Origin of the sequence: Naumannella cuiyingiana (assembly GCF_013408305.1) — a bacterium.
Classification (GTDB): Bacteria; Actinomycetota; Actinomycetes; order Propionibacteriales; family Propionibacteriaceae; genus Naumannella; species Naumannella cuiyingiana.
Genome location: NZ_JACBZS010000001.1, coordinates 1,255,139 through 1,272,493, shown reverse-complemented (window position 1 = coordinate 1,272,493; position 17,355 = coordinate 1,255,139). Strand labels below are relative to the sequence as shown.

General features: G+C 69.4%; 14 protein-coding genes and 1 pseudogene. All 15 read left to right on the top strand.

Annotation, left to right across the window (positions count from 1 at the left end):
* Positions 1–41: 41 nt before the first annotated feature.
* The 15 genes and pseudogenes from GGQ54_RS05900 to nuoN all read left to right on the top strand — a co-directional run bounded on the left by GGQ54_RS05900 (position 42) and on the right by nuoN (position 17,355).
* On the top strand, positions 42–1,316 hold the full coding sequence (locus tag GGQ54_RS05900) for a geranylgeranyl reductase family protein (RefSeq protein ID WP_179444550.1): 1,275 nt from the start codon (positions 42–44) through the stop codon (positions 1,314–1,316).
* Between the two features lie 43 nt (positions 1,317–1,359).
* Positions 1,360–1,722 (top strand): NADH-quinone oxidoreductase subunit A, encoded by a 363-nt coding sequence (locus tag GGQ54_RS05895; protein WP_179444549.1) that lies wholly within the window; start codon positions 1,360–1,362, stop codon positions 1,720–1,722.
* A 23-nt stretch (positions 1,723–1,745) separates the two neighbouring features.
* Entirely contained in the window at positions 1,746–2,300 is a 555-nt protein-coding gene (locus GGQ54_RS05890; RefSeq protein ID WP_179444548.1) for a NuoB/complex I 20 kDa subunit family protein, read from the top strand.
* 59 nt (positions 2,301–2,359) lie between these two features.
* The gene (locus GGQ54_RS05885) at positions 2,360–3,136 is read left to right on the top strand and encodes an NADH-quinone oxidoreductase subunit C (RefSeq protein ID WP_425487416.1); all 777 of its coding nucleotides are present in this window, start codon (positions 2,360–2,362) and stop codon (positions 3,134–3,136) included.
* The gene (locus GGQ54_RS05880) at positions 3,136–4,497 is read left to right on the top strand and encodes an NADH-quinone oxidoreductase subunit D (protein WP_179444546.1); all 1,362 of its coding nucleotides are present in this window, start codon (positions 3,136–3,138) and stop codon (positions 4,495–4,497) included. Before GGQ54_RS05885 ends, GGQ54_RS05880 begins: the two co-directional genes overlap by 1 nt.
* A complete protein-coding gene (gene nuoE, locus GGQ54_RS05875) occupies positions 4,494–5,276 on the top strand; it encodes an NADH-quinone oxidoreductase subunit NuoE (RefSeq protein ID WP_425487396.1) in 783 nt (260 codons plus the stop codon). Before GGQ54_RS05880 ends, nuoE begins: the two co-directional genes overlap by 4 nt.
* Complete coding sequence (gene nuoF, locus GGQ54_RS05870) at positions 5,273–6,604, top strand: NADH-quinone oxidoreductase subunit NuoF (RefSeq protein ID WP_179444545.1); 1,332 nt, start codon at positions 5,273–5,275, stop codon at positions 6,602–6,604. Before nuoE ends, nuoF begins: the two co-directional genes overlap by 4 nt.
* Positions 6,601–9,060: an NADH-quinone oxidoreductase subunit G gene (locus tag GGQ54_RS05865; RefSeq protein ID WP_179444544.1), complete on the top strand. Its 2,460-nt coding sequence runs from the start codon at positions 6,601–6,603 to the stop codon at positions 9,058–9,060. Before nuoF ends, GGQ54_RS05865 begins: the two co-directional genes overlap by 4 nt.
* Positions 9,060–10,424, top strand: coding sequence for an NADH-quinone oxidoreductase subunit NuoH (gene nuoH, locus GGQ54_RS05860; RefSeq protein WP_179444543.1), 1,365 nt, complete (start codon positions 9,060–9,062; stop codon positions 10,422–10,424). The genes GGQ54_RS05865 and nuoH overlap by 1 nt, the downstream gene beginning before the upstream one ends.
* On the top strand, positions 10,424–11,035 hold the full coding sequence (gene nuoI, locus GGQ54_RS05855) for an NADH-quinone oxidoreductase subunit NuoI (RefSeq protein ID WP_179444542.1): 612 nt from the start codon (positions 10,424–10,426) through the stop codon (positions 11,033–11,035). The genes nuoH and nuoI overlap by 1 nt, the downstream gene beginning before the upstream one ends.
* Positions 11,032–11,802: pseudogene (locus GGQ54_RS05850) on the top strand (NADH-quinone oxidoreductase subunit J); the annotation flags it as partial. The gene nuoI and the pseudogene GGQ54_RS05850, both read left to right, overlap by 4 nt.
* 206 nt (positions 11,803–12,008) lie before the next feature.
* Complete coding sequence (gene nuoK, locus GGQ54_RS05845) at positions 12,009–12,308, top strand: NADH-quinone oxidoreductase subunit NuoK (RefSeq protein ID WP_179444540.1); 300 nt, start codon at positions 12,009–12,011, stop codon at positions 12,306–12,308.
* 12 nt (positions 12,309–12,320) lie between these two features.
* The gene (gene nuoL / locus GGQ54_RS05840) at positions 12,321–14,225 is read left to right on the top strand and encodes an NADH-quinone oxidoreductase subunit L (RefSeq protein WP_179444539.1); all 1,905 of its coding nucleotides are present in this window, start codon (positions 12,321–12,323) and stop codon (positions 14,223–14,225) included.
* Between the two features lie 14 nt (positions 14,226–14,239).
* A complete protein-coding gene (locus GGQ54_RS05835) occupies positions 14,240–15,760 on the top strand; it encodes an NADH-quinone oxidoreductase subunit M (protein WP_179444538.1) in 1,521 nt (506 codons plus the stop codon).
* Complete coding sequence (gene nuoN / locus GGQ54_RS05830; protein WP_179444537.1) at positions 15,760–17,355, top strand: NADH-quinone oxidoreductase subunit NuoN; 1,596 nt, start codon at positions 15,760–15,762, stop codon at positions 17,353–17,355. The genes GGQ54_RS05835 and nuoN overlap by 1 nt, the downstream gene beginning before the upstream one ends.

The following is a 17,355-nucleotide window of genomic DNA, read 5'->3' as shown; positions in this document are numbered from 1 at the left end:
GTGAACTCTTTCACGAGCAGTTCTCACGAGCAGGAGTTGCAATGACCCAGGGTCTCGCCGCGGAGGCGGAGGCCGACGTCATCGTCGTCGGGGCCGGGCCGGCAGGCTCGACGGCCGCCGCCTACCTGGCCCGCCGCGGTCTCGACGTGCTGCTGTTGGAGAAGTCTGCCTTCCCGCGCGAGAAGGTCTGCGGCGACGGCCTCACCCCGCGCGCCACCCGGCAGCTCATCCGCCTCGGGATCGACACCTCCGAGCAGGCGGGTTGGCTGCACAACAAGGGCCTGCGGATCTACGGCGGCGACCGGCCGTTCGAGCTGAACTGGCCCGACCTGACGGACTTCCCGCCTTACGGCCTGGTCCGCCCGCGCGCCGACTTCGACGACCTGCTGGCCAAGCATGCGGTGGCCGCGGGGGCGAAGATGCTGGAGAACTGCAACGTCACCGAGCCGGTCCTCGACGAGCGCACGGGCCGGATCCGGGGCGTCCGGACGCGAGACGGGCGTACCTTCCTCGCTCCGCTGGTGGTCGCCGCCGACGGCAACTCGACCCGGCTTAGCGTCGCGATGGGCCTGCAGAAGAAGGACAACCGGCCGATGGGCGTGGCCGTGCGGACCTACTACACGAGCCCGCGGACCAACGACGACTACCTCGAGTCGTGGCTGGAGCTGTGGGACGGCAAGCCGGGTCAGTCCGATCTGCTCCCGGGCTACGGCTGGATCTTCGGGATGGGCGACGGCACCTGCAATGTCGGCCTCGGCATCCTGAACACCTCCTCGGCCTTCGGCAAGACCGACTACAAGGACCTGCTCCAGCGCTGGCTGGACAACACCCCCGCCGAGTGGGGCTTCCGCGAACAGAACCGGACCATCCCGGTCCGCGGCGCCGCCCTGCCGATGGGTTTCAACCGCACGCCGCACTACACCCGCGGGCTGTTGTTGATCGGCGATGCGGGCGGCATGGTCAATCCGTTCAACGGCGAGGGCATCGCGTACGCCATGGAGTCGGCCGAGCTGGCCGCCGACGCGATCGCCGAGGCCCACTACCGCGGGGTGGGTACGCCGAGCGCCGAGCGCGCCCTGCGCGGCTACCCGACCGCCCTGTCGGACCGCCTCGGCGGCTACTACCGGCTCGGCACCATCTTCGTGAAGCTGATCGGCAATCCGCAGGTGATGCGGCTGTGTACCCGCTACGGTCTGCCGCGGCGTACCCTGATGCGCTTCACGCTGAAGCTGCTGGCCAACCTGACCGACGCCTCCGACGGCGACGCGATGGACAAGATCATCAACGGCCTCTCCAAGATCGCCCCGTCAGCATGAGCGCCGGGGCGATGACGAGCGGGACGAACCGGGAAGGACGGGCATGAACGATCCGTACGCACCACTGCTGGTGCTGTTGGTGATAGCTGCGGGCTTCGTCGCGGTCTCGGTGATCACCAGCATGCTCGTCGGGCCGCAGCGCTGGAACCGCGCCAAGTACGACTCCTACGAGTGCGGCATCGAGCCGACCCCGCAGCCGGTGGGCGGCGGCCGGTTCCCCGTCAAGTACTACGTCACGGCGATGATGTTCATCATCTTCGACATCGAGATCGTCTTCTTGTATCCGTGGGCGGTGAGCAGCAACCAGCTCGGCACCTTCGCCCTGGTCCAGGTCGTGATCTTCGTGGCCGTGGTGATGATCGCCTACTTCTACGAACTCCGCCGCGGCGGTCTCGAATGGGACTGAGGGCTGGGGAAGGGAACTGAGAGATGGGTGTTGAGGAGAAGCTCCCCAGCGGCGTGCTGCTGACGACCGTCGAGGGCCTGTTCGGCTGGATGCGCCAGGCCTCGTTCTGGCCGGCGACCTTCGGGCTCGCCTGCTGCGCGATCGAGATGATGACCTACGGTGCGCCGCGCTACGACTCCGGCCGCTGGGGCCAGGAGGTGTTCCGCGCCTCCCCGCGGCAGGCCGACCTGATGATCGTCGCCGGCCGGGTCAGCCAGAAGATGGCGCCGGTGCTGCGTCAGATCTATGACCAGATGCCGAACCCGAAGTTCGTGCTCTCGATGGGCGTGTGCGCCAGCTCCGGCGGCATGTTCAACAACTACGCGATCGTCCAGGGCGTCGATCACGTGGTGCCGGTCGACATGTACGTGCCCGGCTGCCCGCCGCGTCCGGAGATGTTGATCGACGGGATGTTCAAGCTGCGCGAGATCGTCCAGCGGCAGAAGATCGGCTCGAATGCCGAGGCCGAGATCACCGAGCGCGAGCGCGAGGCGCTGACGGCCACGCCGACGCACGAGATGAAGGGGCTGCTGCGGTGAGCGACAAGACCCCCGACGAGAAGCCCGAGACCGGCCAGAAGCCCGAGACCGGTAAGACCATCGACGACAAGCCGGACGCGGCGGAGTCCGCGCCGAAGGCGGGCGTCGAGCGCGAGGACGCGCCGGCCGGCGACGAGACGCCGGAGATCGCGGTCTCGGCCGAGCAGAGCGCGATCGAGCAGCGCGCGGGCGTCGGCGGTGCGACCAAGGTCCGCCGGGGCATGTGGGGCAGCGGTCGCGGCTCCGGCGACACCTCCGGTTATGGCCGGGTACGCCGGGTGGTCGAGCCCCCGGCCGGCTCGCCGCGCCCCTACGGCGGCTGGTTCGACGAGGTCGTGGACCGGATCGCCGAGCTGGTGCCCGGAGCGGTCGCCGAGGTCGTCGTCGACCGCGGCGAGCTGACGCTGCTGGTGCCGCGGGAGAAGCTGGCCGAGCTGGCGCCGGTCCTGCGCGACGATGCCTGGCTGCGCTTCGAGCACTGCGCGTCGGTGTCGGGCGTCAACTACCCCGAGCACGTGGGCGCCGAGCTGCATGTGGCGTACCACCTGCAGTCGATGACCCACAATCGGCGGCTGCGCGTCGAGGTGACCTGCCCCGATGCCGATCCGCACATCCCGTCGGTCGTCGGCACCTATCCGGCCGCCGACTGGCACGAGCGCGAGACCTGGGACATGTTCGGCGTGATCTTCGATGATCACCCGGCCCTGACCCGGATCCTGATGCCGGACGACTGGCCCGGCCACCCGCAGCGCAAGGACTACCCGCTCGGCGGGATTCCCGTCGAGTACAAGGGGGCGACGATCCCGCCGCCCGACGAGCGCAGGAGCTATGCCTGATGAGCACCGAGACGCAGACCGATCAGCAGTTCGACCCCTACGCCGCCCCGACCGACGAGGCGGTGGAAGGCACCGTCTACACCGCCTCCGGCGCGGACTGGGACGCCATCGTCGCGGCCCAGGCCGAGCGCGGCGACGAGCGGCTGGTGGTCAACATGGGCCCGCAGCACCCGTCGACGCACGGTGTGTTGCGGCTGATCCTGGAGCTGGAGGGGGAGTCGGTCGTCGAGGCCCGGTGCGGCATCGGCTACCTGCACACCGGCATCGAGAAGAACATGGAGGTGCGTACCTTCACCCAGGGCGTCACCTTCTGCACCCGGATGGACTACCTGACGCCGTTCTACCAGGAGGCCGCCTACGTCCTCAGCGTGGAGCGGCTGCTGGGCATCGAGGCCGACATCCCGGAGCGGGCGAACATCCTGCGGGTGTTGATGATGGAGCTGAACCGGATCTCCTCCCACCTGGTCTGCATCGCGACCGGCGGCATGGAGATCGGCGCGCTGACCGTGATGACGATCGGCTTCCGCGACCGGGAGAAGATCCTCGACGTGTTCGAGGCCGTCACCGGGCTGCGGATGAACAACGCCTACTTCCGTCCGGGCGGCGTCGCGGTCGACGTCGATGATCACGGGATGGACCAGATCGCCGACACGATCGCCTGGCTGGAGCAGCGGCTGCCGGAGTATGCCGCGTTCTGCAACGAGAACCCGATCTTCATCGGCCGGCTCGGCGGCGTCGGCAAGCTCGACCTGGCCTCCTGCATGGCGCTCGGCATCACCGGGCCGATGCTGCGCTCGGCCGACTTCGGCTGGGACCTGCGCAAGTCCCAGCCCTACTGCGGCTACGAGACCTATGAGTTCGACGTGCCGACCTGGGACACCGCGGATGCCTACGGACGGTTCCGGGTGCGCCAGGAGGAGATGTGGCAGTCGCTGCGGATCGTCAAGCAGGCCTTCGAGCGGCTGAAGGCGACTGCGGGGCAGCCGGTGATGGTCGACGATCCGAAGATCGCCTGGCCCGCACAGCTCTCCCTCGGCAATGACGGGCTGGGCAACAGCCCCGAGCACATCAAGCACATCATGGGCGAGTCGATGGAGGCCCTGATCCACCACTTCAAGCTGGTCACCGAGGGCTTCCGGGTGCCGCCGGGTCAGGCGTACGTGCCGATCGAGTCGCCCAAGGGCGAGATGGGCGCGCATGTGGTCTCCGACGGCGGTACGCGGCCCTGGCGCGCGCACTTCCGCGACCCGAGCTTCAACAACCTGCAGGCGGTGCCCGCGGTCTGCGAGGGGTCGATGGTCTCCGATGTGGTGGTCGCGGTCGCCTCGATCGACCCGGTGATGGGGGGCGTGGACCGGTGAGCCATTTCCAGACCTATTTCCCCGACTCCGGCGGCTACGACATCTACGACGACGATGCCGACAACGGCGGTCGGGGCTCGCTCACCGAGCAGACCCTGGTCGAACTGCGCGAGATCGCCGCGCGCTACCCGCAGAAGCGGTCGGCGCTGCTGCCGATGCTGCACCTGTGCCAGAGCCAGCTCGGGCGGATCACCACCTCGGCGATGGAGGCGTGCGCGGAGATCTGCGAGATCTCGGTGGCCGAGGTGAGCGGCGTAGTGACCTTCTACACGATGTACAAGCGCAAGCCGGTGGGCAAGCACCTGGTCGGTGTCTGCACCACGGCGCTGTGCGCGATCATGGGCGGCGACGCGCTGCTGGCCGGCCTGCAGGACCATCTCGGGGTCGGGCTCGACGAGACGACCGCCGACGGCGCGATCACGCTGGAGCATGTCGAGTGCAATGCCGCCTGCGACTACGCCCCGGTGATGATGGTCAACTGGGAGTTCTTCGACAACATGAATCCGGAATCGGCGGTGGCCCTGGTCGACGCGCTGCGCGCCGACCAGCCGGTCGCCTCGCCGCGCGGCGCGGAGATCACGAGCTGGCGCGAGGCCGAGCGGGTGCTGGCCGGCTTCGGCGACGGCCGCGCGGACCAGGGCCCGGCCGCCGGGCCCGAGTCGCTGCTCGGCCTGGAGATCGCCAACGAGCGCGGCTGGCACGCCCCCGAGGCGCCCGGCCGGGCAGGCGGGCCGGATGCCGACGCCGGGACCGACCGCGAGGAAGGAAGCGCGAAGTGACCGATCCGATCACCCCGGTGCTCAGTGCCAACTGGGCCGACGAGCGCGCGTGGAAGATCAACAACTACGAACGCACCGGCGGGTACGCCGCACTGCGGCGCGCGTTGCGGATGGCCCCGGACGAGATCGTCGCCGAGGTCAAGGACTCCGGCCTGCGCGGCCGCGGCGGTGCCGGCTTCCCGACGGGCATGAAGTGGTCGTTCATCCCCAAGGACAACCCGAACCCGAAGTACCTCGTGGTGAACGCCGACGAATCGGAGCCGGGCACCTGCAAGGACATCCCGCTGATGATGGCCAGCCCGCACACGCTGGTCGAGGGCGTGATCATCTCCTCCTATGCGATCGGTGCCTCGCATGCGTTCATCTACGTCCGCGGCGAGGTGCTGCACGTCGCCCGCCGGCTGCAGCAGGCGGTCGCCGAGGCGTACTCCGCCGGCTACGCGGGCAAGAACATCCTGGGCTCGGGCTATGACCTGGAGGTCACCGTGCACAGCGGCGCCGGTGCCTACATCTGCGGCGAGGAGACGGCGCTGCTGGACTCGCTGGAGGGTCGGCGCGGTCAGCCGCGGCTGCGCCCGCCGTTCCCGGCGGTCGCCGGCTTGTACGCCAGCCCGACGGTGATCAACAACGTCGAGTCGATCGCGTCGGTGCCGCCGATCATCGCCAACGGACCGGAATGGTTTGCCTCGATGGGCACCGAGAAGTCCAAGGGGATGACGCTGTACTCGCTGTCCGGGCACGTCGCCCGGCCCGGTCAGGTCGAGGCGCCGCTCGGGATCACCCTGCGCGAGCTGCTGGAACTGACCGGCGGGATGCGCGAGGGTCACCAACTGAAGTTCTGGACCCCCGGCGGATCGTCGACGCCGATCCTCACCGACGAGCATCTGGACATCCCGCTGGACTACGAGGGGATGGCCGGGGCCGGCACGATGCTCGGCACCAAGGCGCTGCAGTGCTTCGACGAGACCACCTCGGTGGTCCGCAGCACGCTGCGCTGGATCGAGTTCTACAAGCACGAGTCCTGTGGCAAGTGCACCCCGTGCCGGGAGGGCTCGTGGTGGCTGGTGCAGATCCTGATGCGGATCGAGGCCGGCGAGGGCCGCGAGGGCGACATCGAGAAGATGCTCGACCTGTGCGAGAACATCGGCGGCCGCTCGTTCTGCGCGCTCGCCGACGGCGCGGTCGCTTGCCTGACCTCGGCGATCAAGTACTTCCGCGAGGAGTTCGAGCAGGGCTTCCACACCCCGGCGTGGGAGCTGTTCCCCTACGAGCGCAGCGCGCTGTTCGCGGCGCCCGCCCGGACCGCGACGACGGGAGCACACGCATGACGGTGACCAACAAGCCGCAGGCGGACGAGCAGGTGGGCGGCCAGGTCGAAGAACTCGTCACGCTGACCATCGACGACACCGAGGTCTCGGTGCCCAAGGGCACGCTGGTGATCCGGGCCGCCGAGATGATCGGCACCGCGATCCCGCGGTTCTGCGACCACCCGCTGCTGGACCCGGTCGGCGCCTGCCGCCAGTGCCTGGTCGAGGTGCCCGATGCCGGCAACGGCCGTGGGATGCCGAAGCCGCAGGCCTCCTGCACCCTTGAGGTCGCGCCCGGCATGGTGGTCAGGACGCAGCTCACCTCCCCGGTCGCCGACAAGGCGCAGAAGGGGATGATGGAGCTGCTGTTGATCAATCACCCGCTGGACTGCCCGATCTGCGACAAGGGCGGCGAGTGCCCGCTGCAGAACCAGGCGATGTCCAACGGCGGCGGCGAGACCCGCTTCGAGGCGGTGAAGCGTACCTTCCCCAAGCCGATCAGCATCTCCGCCGAGGTGCTGCTCGACCGCGAGCGCTGCATCCTGTGCGCCCGCTGCACCCGGTTCTCCGAGCAGGTCTCCGGCGACCCGTTCATCGCGCTCGTCGAGCGCGGCGCGCTGCAGCAGGTCGGCATCTACGAGGAGCAGCCCTATGACAGCTACTTCTCCGGCAATGTGATCCAGATCTGCCCGGTCGGCGCGCTGACCTCGACGGCGTACCGCTTCCGCTCCCGGCCCTTCGACCTGGTCTCCACGCCGTCGGTCTCGGAGCTGGACGGCTGCGGGTCGGCCATCCGGGTCGACCACCGGCGCGGCCAGGTGATGCGCCGGCTGGCCGGCGACGAGCCCGCCGTGAACGAGGAGTGGATCACCGACCGCGACCGGTTCGCCTTCCGCTCCGGCCGTGGCCCGGACCGGCTGACCTCGCCGCTGGTGCGCACCGACGGCGAACTGCGCCCCGCGTCCTGGCCGGAGGCCATCGACGCCGCGGTCGCCGGGTTGGCGGCGGCCAGGGATTCGGTCGGCGTGCTGACCGGCGGCCGGCTGACGCTGGAGGACGCCTACGGGTACGCCAAGTTCGCCCGCGCCGTGCTGGGCACGAACTCGGTCGACTTCCGCTCCCGGCCGAACTCGGCCGAGGAGGAGCAGTTCCTCGCCGGCTGGGTCGCGGGCCGGCCGATGGAGGTCACCTTCGACGACCTGGAGCGCGCCGACCGGGTGCTGCTGGTCGGCTTCGAGCCCGAGGACGAGGCCGGTGCGGTGTTCCTGCGGCTGCGCAAGGCGTACCGCAAGAACGGCCTGCCGATCACCACCCTGGCCCCGTACGCGAGCTGGGGCTCGGCCAAGCTCGGCGCGACCGTCGAGCCGACGGTGCCGGGCCTGGAGGCGCGCGCGCTGGACCGGATCGGCAGCGACGGTACGCCCGAACTCGGCCCCGGCTCGATCGTGCTCGTCGGCGAGCGCGCGGCGACCAGCCCGGGCGCGCTGAGCGCGCTGGTCGCGCTCACCGAGCGCACCGGCGCCCGGCTCGCCTGGATCCCGCGCCGCGCGGGCGATCGGGGTGCGGTGGACGCGGGCTGTCTGCCCGGGCTGTTGCCCGGTGGCCGCCCGCTGAGCGACCCGGCCGCGCGCGTCGACACCCAGGCCGTGTGGGGTACGCCCTCGCTGCCGACGGCCCGCGGGCTGTCCGCCGACGCCCAGTTGCGCGCGGCCGCCGACGGCGAGCTGGCCGCGCTGGTCGTTGCCGGCCTGGAGCCGGGCGACTTCGCCGATCCCGGCGCCGCGCGCGCCGGGCTGGAGGAGGCCGGCTTCGTGGTCAGCATCGAGGCGCGGCTGTCCGAGGCGGCCCAGCGGGCCGATGTGGTGCTGCCGATCGCGCTGGTCGAGGAGCGCTACGGGCACTTCCTGAACTGGGAGGGCCGCGAGCGTCGCCTGGAGCGCGCGATCACGGCCCGGAACACGATGACCGATCTGCGGGTCCTGGCGGCGCTGGCCGACGGGCTCGGCCGACCGCTCGGGGTGCGTACCCCGGAACAGGCGAAGGCCGAGTTCGACGAGCTCGGTGCGTGGGAGGGCGAGCGTGCGGCCGACCCGCGGGCCGAGGCGCTGGACGCGCTGGCGCCCGGCGACCTGGGGCCGGGGGAGGCGGTGCTCGCCACCTGGCGGACCATGATCGACAACTCCCGGTCCAATGATCACGAGGAGCACCTGCTCGCCACGGCCCGCCGGCCCGTGCTGAAGGTCGGGCCGGAGACGGCGCAGTCGCTCGGGCTGGCCGACGGCGAGACCGCCCGGGTCAGCCGGGAGGGCGCCCTGGAGTTCGCGGTCGAGGTGGTGCCGGGGATGTTGCCGGGCGTCGTCTGGCTGCCGTACAACGCACCGGGCCTGTCGCTGGCCGACGGGCTGCGCGCGGCGCCGGGCGATGTGGTCCGGGTCGATCCGCTGGGTGCGGCGAGCGCCGTGGAGGGAGAGCGCTGATGAACGATCCGTGGTGGCTGGTACTGATCAAGGCGCTGGCGATCTTCGTCTTCTTGCTGGTGATCACGCTGTTCAACATCGTGTTCGAGCGCAAGGTCGTCGGCAAGATGCAGCATCGGCAGGGCCCGACGATGAACGGCCCGTTCGGCTCGCTGCAGTCGCTCGCCGACGGCATGAAGCTGATGTTCAAGGAGGACTTCCGGCCGAAGAATGCCGACAAGATCGTCTTCAACATCGCGCCCTACCTGATCGCGATCCCCGCCTTCACCGTCTTCGCGGTGATGCCCTTCGGCGGCGAGGTCACGCTGCCCGGCGGGCTGACCACCCGGCTGCAACTGGTCGACACCCCGGTCGGTGTGTTGTTGGTGCTGGCGCTCGCCTCGATCGGCATCTACGGCATCGTGCTCGCCGGCTGGTCCGGCGGGTCGACCTACTCGCTGCTCGGCGGCCTGCGTTCCAGCGCCCAGATGATCTCCTACGAGATCGCGATGGGCCTGTCGCTGGTCGGCGTCTTCCTCTACGCGCAGTCGATGTCCACCGTCGACATCGTCGAGTCCCAGGCGCAGCCCTTCGTGATCCCGTTCCTGAACCTGCAGACGCCGCTGCAGGGCTGGTACTTCGCCCTGCTCTTCCCGTCCTTCGTGATCTATCTGATCTCGATGGTCGGCGAGACCAACCGGGCGCCGTTCGACCTGCCGGAGGCCGAGGGCGAGCTGGTCGGCGGCTTCCACACCGAATACTCGGGCATGCGGTTCGCGATGTTCTTCCTCGCCGAATACATCAACATGGTGACGGTGTCGGCGCTGGCCACCACGCTGTTCCTCGGCGGCTACCTGGCGCCGTGGCCGTTCAGCATGATCCCGGTGCTGAACAACCCGTGGCTCGGCCCGGTCTGGTTCACGCTCAAGATCTTGTTGTTCATCTTCGTCTTCGTCTGGCTGCGCGGTACGCTGCCGCGGTTCCGCTACGACCAGTTCATGAAGCTGGGCTGGTACTGGCTGATCCCGCTGTCGGTGATCTGGCTGATGATGGTCGCCGTCCTGCGCGCCTTCTGGAGCGAGGGCCCGAGCCAGCCGCTGTATGTGATCTCCGCGGTCCTGCTGATCGTGTTGTTCGCGGTGGTGATGTTCGGCGGCCGCGGCGGGGACGACGAGACCGATGCGGCGGCAGACACCGATGCCGACGGCAGTTTCGACGCCTTCGCCGGCGGCTACCCGGTGCCGCCGCGCGCGGGCCAGGAGTTGCCGGAGCTGTCCGGCGTACTGCCCGGTGAGTCGGTCGCGGACCGGGCGACCGGTACGCCGCCGCGCGCGCAGGCCGATGACCGACCGACCGACCGGAGCAACGAGAGGGAGGAGCTCTGATGGGCATCCTCGATGCATGGGCAGGGTTCGGGGTGACATTTCGGACCATGTTCCAAAAGACCTTCACCGAGGACTACCCGACCGGGCGCAAGCGCGGCCACGGGCGTGGCTCGGCCGAGGAGGTCGGTGCGCCCCGGTTCCACGGGCGGCACCAGTTGAACCGCTGGGCGGACGGGCTGGAGAAGTGCGTCGGCTGCGAGCTGTGCGCCTGGGCCTGCCCGGCCGATGCGATCTATGTGGAGGGTGCGCAGAACACCGAGGAGGCGCGCTACTCCCCGGGCGAGCGCTACGGCGCGGTGTACCAGATCAACTACCTGCGCTGCATCCTGTGCGGGTTGTGCATCGAGGCGTGCCCGACCCGGGCGCTCACCATGACCCGGGAGTTCGAGCTGTCCGACAGCTCGCGCGAGGCCATGATCTATGAGAAGGACCGGCTGCTGGCCCCGCTGCTGCCGGGCATGCAGGCCCCGCCGCACGCCCGCGAGCTCGGCGACGACGAGCAGGCCTACTTCCTCGGCCTGCCGGGCACGTCGCCGAGCGACGCCCAGGTCGAGGAGTACCGGGCCGAGGAGCGCGCCGAACGCGCGGGCAGCAAGGGGCGCGGGCGATGACCGCGATGCTGACCGGCCAGGCGGTCGCCTTCTGGCTGCTCGCGCCGGTGATGATCCTCGCGGCGCTGGGCATGGTGGTGTCGCGCAAACCGGTGCACTCGGCGCTGTGCCTGGCGACGGTGATGATGTCGCTCGCGGTGCAGTACGCCGCCCTGGACGCGCCGTTCCTGTTCGCCGTGCAGATCATCGTCTACACCGGCGCGATCTTGATGCTCTTCGTCTTCGTCGTGATGCTCGTCGGCGTCGACTCCCGTGACTCGCTGGTCGAGGTGCTGCGGGGGCAGCGGGTGCTGGCCGCGCTCGCCGCGCTGGCGATCATCGTGCTGCTGATCGGCGCCATCGGCAGCGCCTTCGTCAACCCGCCCGTCGGCCTGGTCGAGGCCAATGCCGCCCGCGGTACCAACGTCAACGGGCTCGCCGAGCTGATCTTCGGCCGCTATGTGGTGCTCTTCCAGGCCGCCGGTGCGCTGCTGCTGACCGCCACGGTCGCCGCGCTGATCCTCGCCCACCGCGAGCGGCTCAGCCCGCATCGCAGCCAGGGCGAGCGGATGCGCGACCGGATGCGGCGCTACGCCGAGACCGGCGAGCACCCGGGGCCGCTGCCGACGCCCGGCGTCTACGCCCGGCGCAATGCGGTCGACGTGCCGGCGCTGCTGCCGGACGGCAGCCCGGCGCCCACCTCGGTCTCGGAGACCCTGCGGGCCCGCGGCCAGGTGCTGGATGCCCGCGAGGTCGCCGCGCCCACCGCGCGGACGCTCGCCGCGATCCAGGACAGCGACGAGGTCGGCATCGCCGGGTCCGATCTCGGCCCGCGGCAGTCCGTCGGCGCCGACGAGCCGAAGGATCATGGCCCCCTGGTCGGCGGGCGGGTCAGGGATCTCAACGAGGTCGTGACCGCCGCCGATGTCCCGCCGCGCGATGCCTCCGGGGCGGACGAGCCCGGTGATGACGACGCCGATCGGAGGGAGGGCCGATGAGCTCGGAGCCCTATCTGGTGCTGGCCGTGCTGCTGTTCGGTATCGGCATGTTCGGATTCATGGTGCGGCGCAATGCGCTGATCATGTTCATGTCGGTCGAACTGATGTTGAATGCGGCCAACCTGGTGCTGGTCACCTCGGCCCGTCAGCTCGGCAGCCTCGACGGGCAGGTCGCCAGCTTCTTCGTGATGGTGGTCGCGGCCGCCGAGGTCGTGGTCGGCCTGGCGATCATCATCACCATCTTCCGTACCCGCCGCTCGGCCTCGGTCGACGACGCCAACCTGCTGAAGCACTGAGGGGTAGCAGCGATGGATTCCTACGCGCCCGCCACCGGGCTCTTCGCCTACGCCTGGCTGATGTTCGTCATCCCGCTGGTCGTCTCGGGAGTGCTGCTGCTGGCCGGCCGGCTGAGCAATGCCTGGGGGCATCTGCTGGCCACGGCCGCCGTGCTCGCCTCCTTCGGGATCGGTCTGGCGCTGTTCGTCGAGATGATCGGGCGCCCCGTCGAGGAGCGCGCCGTCGGCGTACCCGTCTATGAATGGATCGCGGCCGGCGCCTGGCGCTTCGACGTCTCGTTGCTGGTCGACCAGTTGTCGATCGTCTTCGTCCTGCTGATCACCGGTGTCGGCTCGCTGATCCACATCTACTCGATCGGCTACATGAGCCACGATCCCGACCGGCGCAAGTTCTTCGCGTTCCTGAACCTGTTCATTGCCGCGATGCTGGTGTTGGTGCTGGCCGACAACTACCTGGTTCTGTTCGTCGGCTGGGAGGGCGTCGGCCTGGCTTCCTACCTGCTGATCGGTTTCTGGCAGTACAAGCCGAGCGCCGCCGCGGCCGCCAAGAAGGCGTTCGTGATCAACCGCGTCGGCGACATGGGCATGGTCGTGGCGATCATGGCGATGCTGTTCAACTTCGGCTCCTCGGCCTTCGCCGAGGTCAATGCCGGTGCCGCGAACCTGAGCCCGTTCTGGGCCACCCTGATCGGCCTGATGCTGCTGCTCGGCGCCTGCGGCAAGTCCGCCCAGGTACCGCTGCAGGCCTGGCTGCTGGACGCCATGGAGGGGCCGACCCCGGTCTCGGCGCTGATCCACGCCGCCACCATGGTCACCGCCGGCGTCTACCTGGTGGTCCGCAGTCATGCGCTGTTCAGCCAGTCCGAGGTCGCCACGATGGCCGTCGTGGTGATCGGCACGATCACCCTGCTGGCCGGCGCCTGGATCGGTTGCGCCAAGGACGACATCAAGAAGGTGCTGGCCGGGTCGACCATGTCGCAGATCGGCTACATGATGGTCGCCGCGGGCCTCGGTCCGGCCGGCTGGGCGTATGCGATCTTCCACCTGCTGACGCACGGCTTCTTCAAGGCCAACATGTTCCTCGGCGCCGGTTCGGTGATGCACGCGATGGACGACAATGTGGACATGCGCCGCTACGGTGCGCTGGCGCGGTTGCTGCCGATCACCTTCGCGACCTTCGCGATCGGCTATCTGGCGATCATCGGCTTCCCGTTCCTGTCCGGCTACTACTCCAAGGACCACATCATCGTGGCGGCCTTCGAGTACAACACCCTGGTCGGGGTGTTGACGATGATCGGTGCCGCGGTCACCGCCTTCTACATGACCCGGTTGATGATCATGACCTTCGGCGGCCGCAAGCGCTGGGCCGAGGGCGTGCACCCGCACGAGTCCCCGGCGGTGATGACGGTGCCGCTGATCATCCTGGCCGTGGCCTCCGGCATCGCCGGCCTGCTGATGAACAACTGGATCGCCGAGTGGCTGGAGCCGGCGTTCGGCGAGGAGCCGCACGCCACCCACTACCCGGTCTTCGAGACCAGCCCGATCGCGCTCGCAACGCTTGCCCTGGTCGCGGCCGGCGTGGTCGTCGCCTGGCTGGTCTTCGGCCGCGGACGCGCGATCGCCGAGGTGGCGCCCGAGCGGCCGAATGTGCTCGCCGCCGCCGGCGCCAACGATCTCTACGGCGACGCCCTGAACGGCGCCCTGGTGGTCGAGCCGCAGACCCAGCTCTCGCGGGCCATCGTCACGGTGGACGATCGCGGCGTCGACGGGATCGTGAACGGCGGCGCGGGCGCCGTCGGCGGTCTCGCGCGGGCCACCAGGCGGATCCAGAACGGCTATGTCCGCAGCTATGCCCTGACCATGATCGTCGGCGCCATCGTGATCGGTGTCGTCCTGATCCTCGGCCGGCTGGCCTGAGGGGAGGAGTGGAGATGACTTTCCCCTGGCTGTTGGCGCTCGGCCTGCTGCCGCTGATCGGTGCGGCGCTGCTGATCATGTTGTCCGGGCAGGTGGCCCGGGTCGCCGGCCTGGCGTTCTCGCTGGCCACGCTGGCGGTGGCGGTCGTCGTCGCGGTGCTGGTCGCCGGCGGCGCCGTGATCGGCATCCAGGTGCCGTGGATCGCGACCTTCGGCGCATACTTCTCGCTCGGCCCGGTCGACGGGCTGTCGCTGACCATGCTGCTGCTGACCGCGCTGCTGACGCCGATCGTGCTGATCGGCACCTGGGCCGAGCCGGACCGCAGCGGCCGCGGCAAGCACTGGGACTCCAACACCTTCTTCGCCCTGGTGCTGGCCACCGAGGGCCTGGCCCTGTTCACCTTCATGGCCACCGATGTGTTGTTGTTCTACATCTTCTTCGAGGCCTCGCTGATCCCGATGTACTTCCTGATCGGCGGTTTCGGCGGCCCGCGGCGCAGCTATGCGGCGATCAAGTTCTTGTTGTTCTCCCTCGCCGGCGGTCTGGTCATGCTGGCCTCGGTGATCGGGCTGTATGCGATCACCGCCGGTGCCGGGCGACCGACCTACCTGATGAGCGAGCTCGCCCAGTTGAACCTGGACGGCGGGGTCGGCCGCTGGATCTTCCTCGGCTTCCTGTTCGCGTTCGCGGTGAAGGCGCCCATGGTGCCGGTGCACACCTGGCTGCCGGACGCCGCCGAGGAGGGTACGCCGGGAGGCACGGCCCTGCTGGTCGGCATCCTGGACAAGATCGGCACCTTCGGGATGATCCGGATCTGTCTGGAACTGTTCCCCGGCTCCTCGCAGTGGGCGGCGCCGGCGATGATGACGCTGGCGGTGATCTCGATCATCTGGGGTGCGCTGGCCGCGCTCGGGCAGCGCAACCTGTACCGGCTGGTGGCGTACTCCTCGATCAGCCACTTCGGCTTCATCGTGCTCGGCATCTTCGCGATGACCAGCCAGTCGCTCGACGGGTCGATCTTCTACATGTTCAACCACGGCCTGTCGACCGCGGCGCTGCTGCTGGTGCTCGGCTTCCTGGTCGCTCGCCGCGGATCGGCGCAGATCGATGCCTTCGGTGGCGTGATCAAGGTTGCGCCGGTGGCGGCGGGCGTACTGCTGTTCGCGGGCCTGTCCTCGCTCGCCCTGCCCGGCCTGTCCAGCTTCGTCAGCGAGTTCCTGGTCCTGGCCGGCACCTTCGCCCGGCATCCCGGCTGGGCGGTGGTGGCCGTCCTCGGCATCGTGCTCACCGCCGCCTACGTGCTGACCATGTACCAGCGGACCATGACCGGCCCGGTCACCCCGCAGGTGAAGACGACGATCGGGTCGGACCTGACCGGCCGCGAGCGGCTCGCCGTCGCCCCCCTGGTGGTGCTGATCCTCGCGCTCGGCCTGTTCCCGCAGCCGATGCTGAACCTGATCGAGCCGGCCTCGCAGACCACCATGCAGATCATCGGCCTGACCGATCCCGAGCCGATTGCGAAGGGGAACAACTGATGCCCAGTTCCGCGCCGTCCATCGACTGGCAGGCCCTGCTGCCGTTGATCATCGTGTTCGCCGGTGGCGTCGTCGGCGTCCTCGTGGAGTCGCTGCTGCCTCGGGCGTACCGGTCGGCGCTGCAGCGCGCAGTGGCGTACCTGACGGTGCTGGCGGCCTTCGTGTTCACCGGACTGAACTGGTTGCTCGGGGTCTACGGCCCGACGGCCGGCGGTTCGATCATGGTCGACGTGCCGAGCTACTTCACCTGGCTGACGCTGCTCTTCTTCACCGTGCTGGCGCTGCTGCTGTTCGGTGAGCGGCGGCTCTACTCCGGCGTCACGGCGTTCGCGCCGCAGGCCGCGGCGACGCCGGGCAGCCCGGACGAGCGGGAGGCGATCGAGAAGCGCGTGGAGCAGAACGAGCTCTACCCGCTGACCATGTTCGCCCTGGTCGGGATGATGCTCTTCGCCGCCTCGGGCGACCTGTTGATGATGTTCGTCGCGCTGGAGATCATGTCGCTGCCGCTGTATGTGATGTGTGGCCTGGCCCGCCGTCGGCGACTGCTCAGCCAGGAATCGTCGATGAAGTACTTCTTGCTGGGTGCGCTGTCCTCGGCGATCTTCGTCTTCGGTATCGCGCTGCTCTACGGCTTCGCCGGTTCGTTCAACCTGGGCGGTACCTACGACAGCCAGGCGGGCCTGGTCGATCCGGGCCTGGCGGCCGCGATCCAGCTCCAGCCCGAGGGCAACGGGATGCTGTTCGCCGGCCTGGCGATGGTCGGCATCGGCCTGCTGTTCAAGATCGGCGCCGCGCCGTTCGCCTCCTGGGTGCCCGATGTCTACGCCGGAGCGCCGAGCCCGATCACCGCGTTCATGGCCGTCTGCACCAAGATCGCCGCGATGGTCGGCCTGGCCCGGGTGTTCTTCGTCGCCTTCGGCGGCCTGCGCTGGGACTGGCAGCCGGTGCTGGCGATCGTCGCCGTGGCGAGCATGGCGATCGGGTCGGTGCTGGCGATCGCCCAGAGCGACGTGAAGCGGATGTTGGCGTACTCCTCGATCGCCCATGCCGGGTTCCTGCTGGTCGCCGTGACCGGCGCCTTCCAGGCCGCCGGCCCGGACCAGTTGACCAGCCTCGCCTCGGTGCTGTTCTATCTCGTCGCCTACGGGGTGACCACGATGGGCGCCTTCGCGATCGTGACCATGGTCCGCAACCGCTCGGGCGAGGTGAACCAGCTCGGCGCCTGGGCCGGGCTCGGCCGCAAGTCGCCGGTCGTCGCCGGGCTGTTCGCGTACTTCTTGTTGAGCTTCGCGGGGATCCCGCTCACCGCGGGCTTCATCGGCAAGTGGACGGTCTTCATGGCCGCCTGGCGCGGCGGGTACGCCTGGCTCGTCGTGGTGGCCGTGCTGGTCAGCGTGATCGCGGCGTTCTTCTACGTGCGGGTGATCGTCACCATGTTCTTCTCCGATCCGGCCGAGGGCGACGCGGAGGTCGCGCAGGCCGGCTGGGGGACGCAGGCCGTGTTGGTCGTAAGCTGTGTGCTCACCGTCGTGCTGGCCGTCGTCCCGGGGTGGTTGCTGACCCTCTCGGCGCAGGCCGGCCAGTTCCTCAGATAG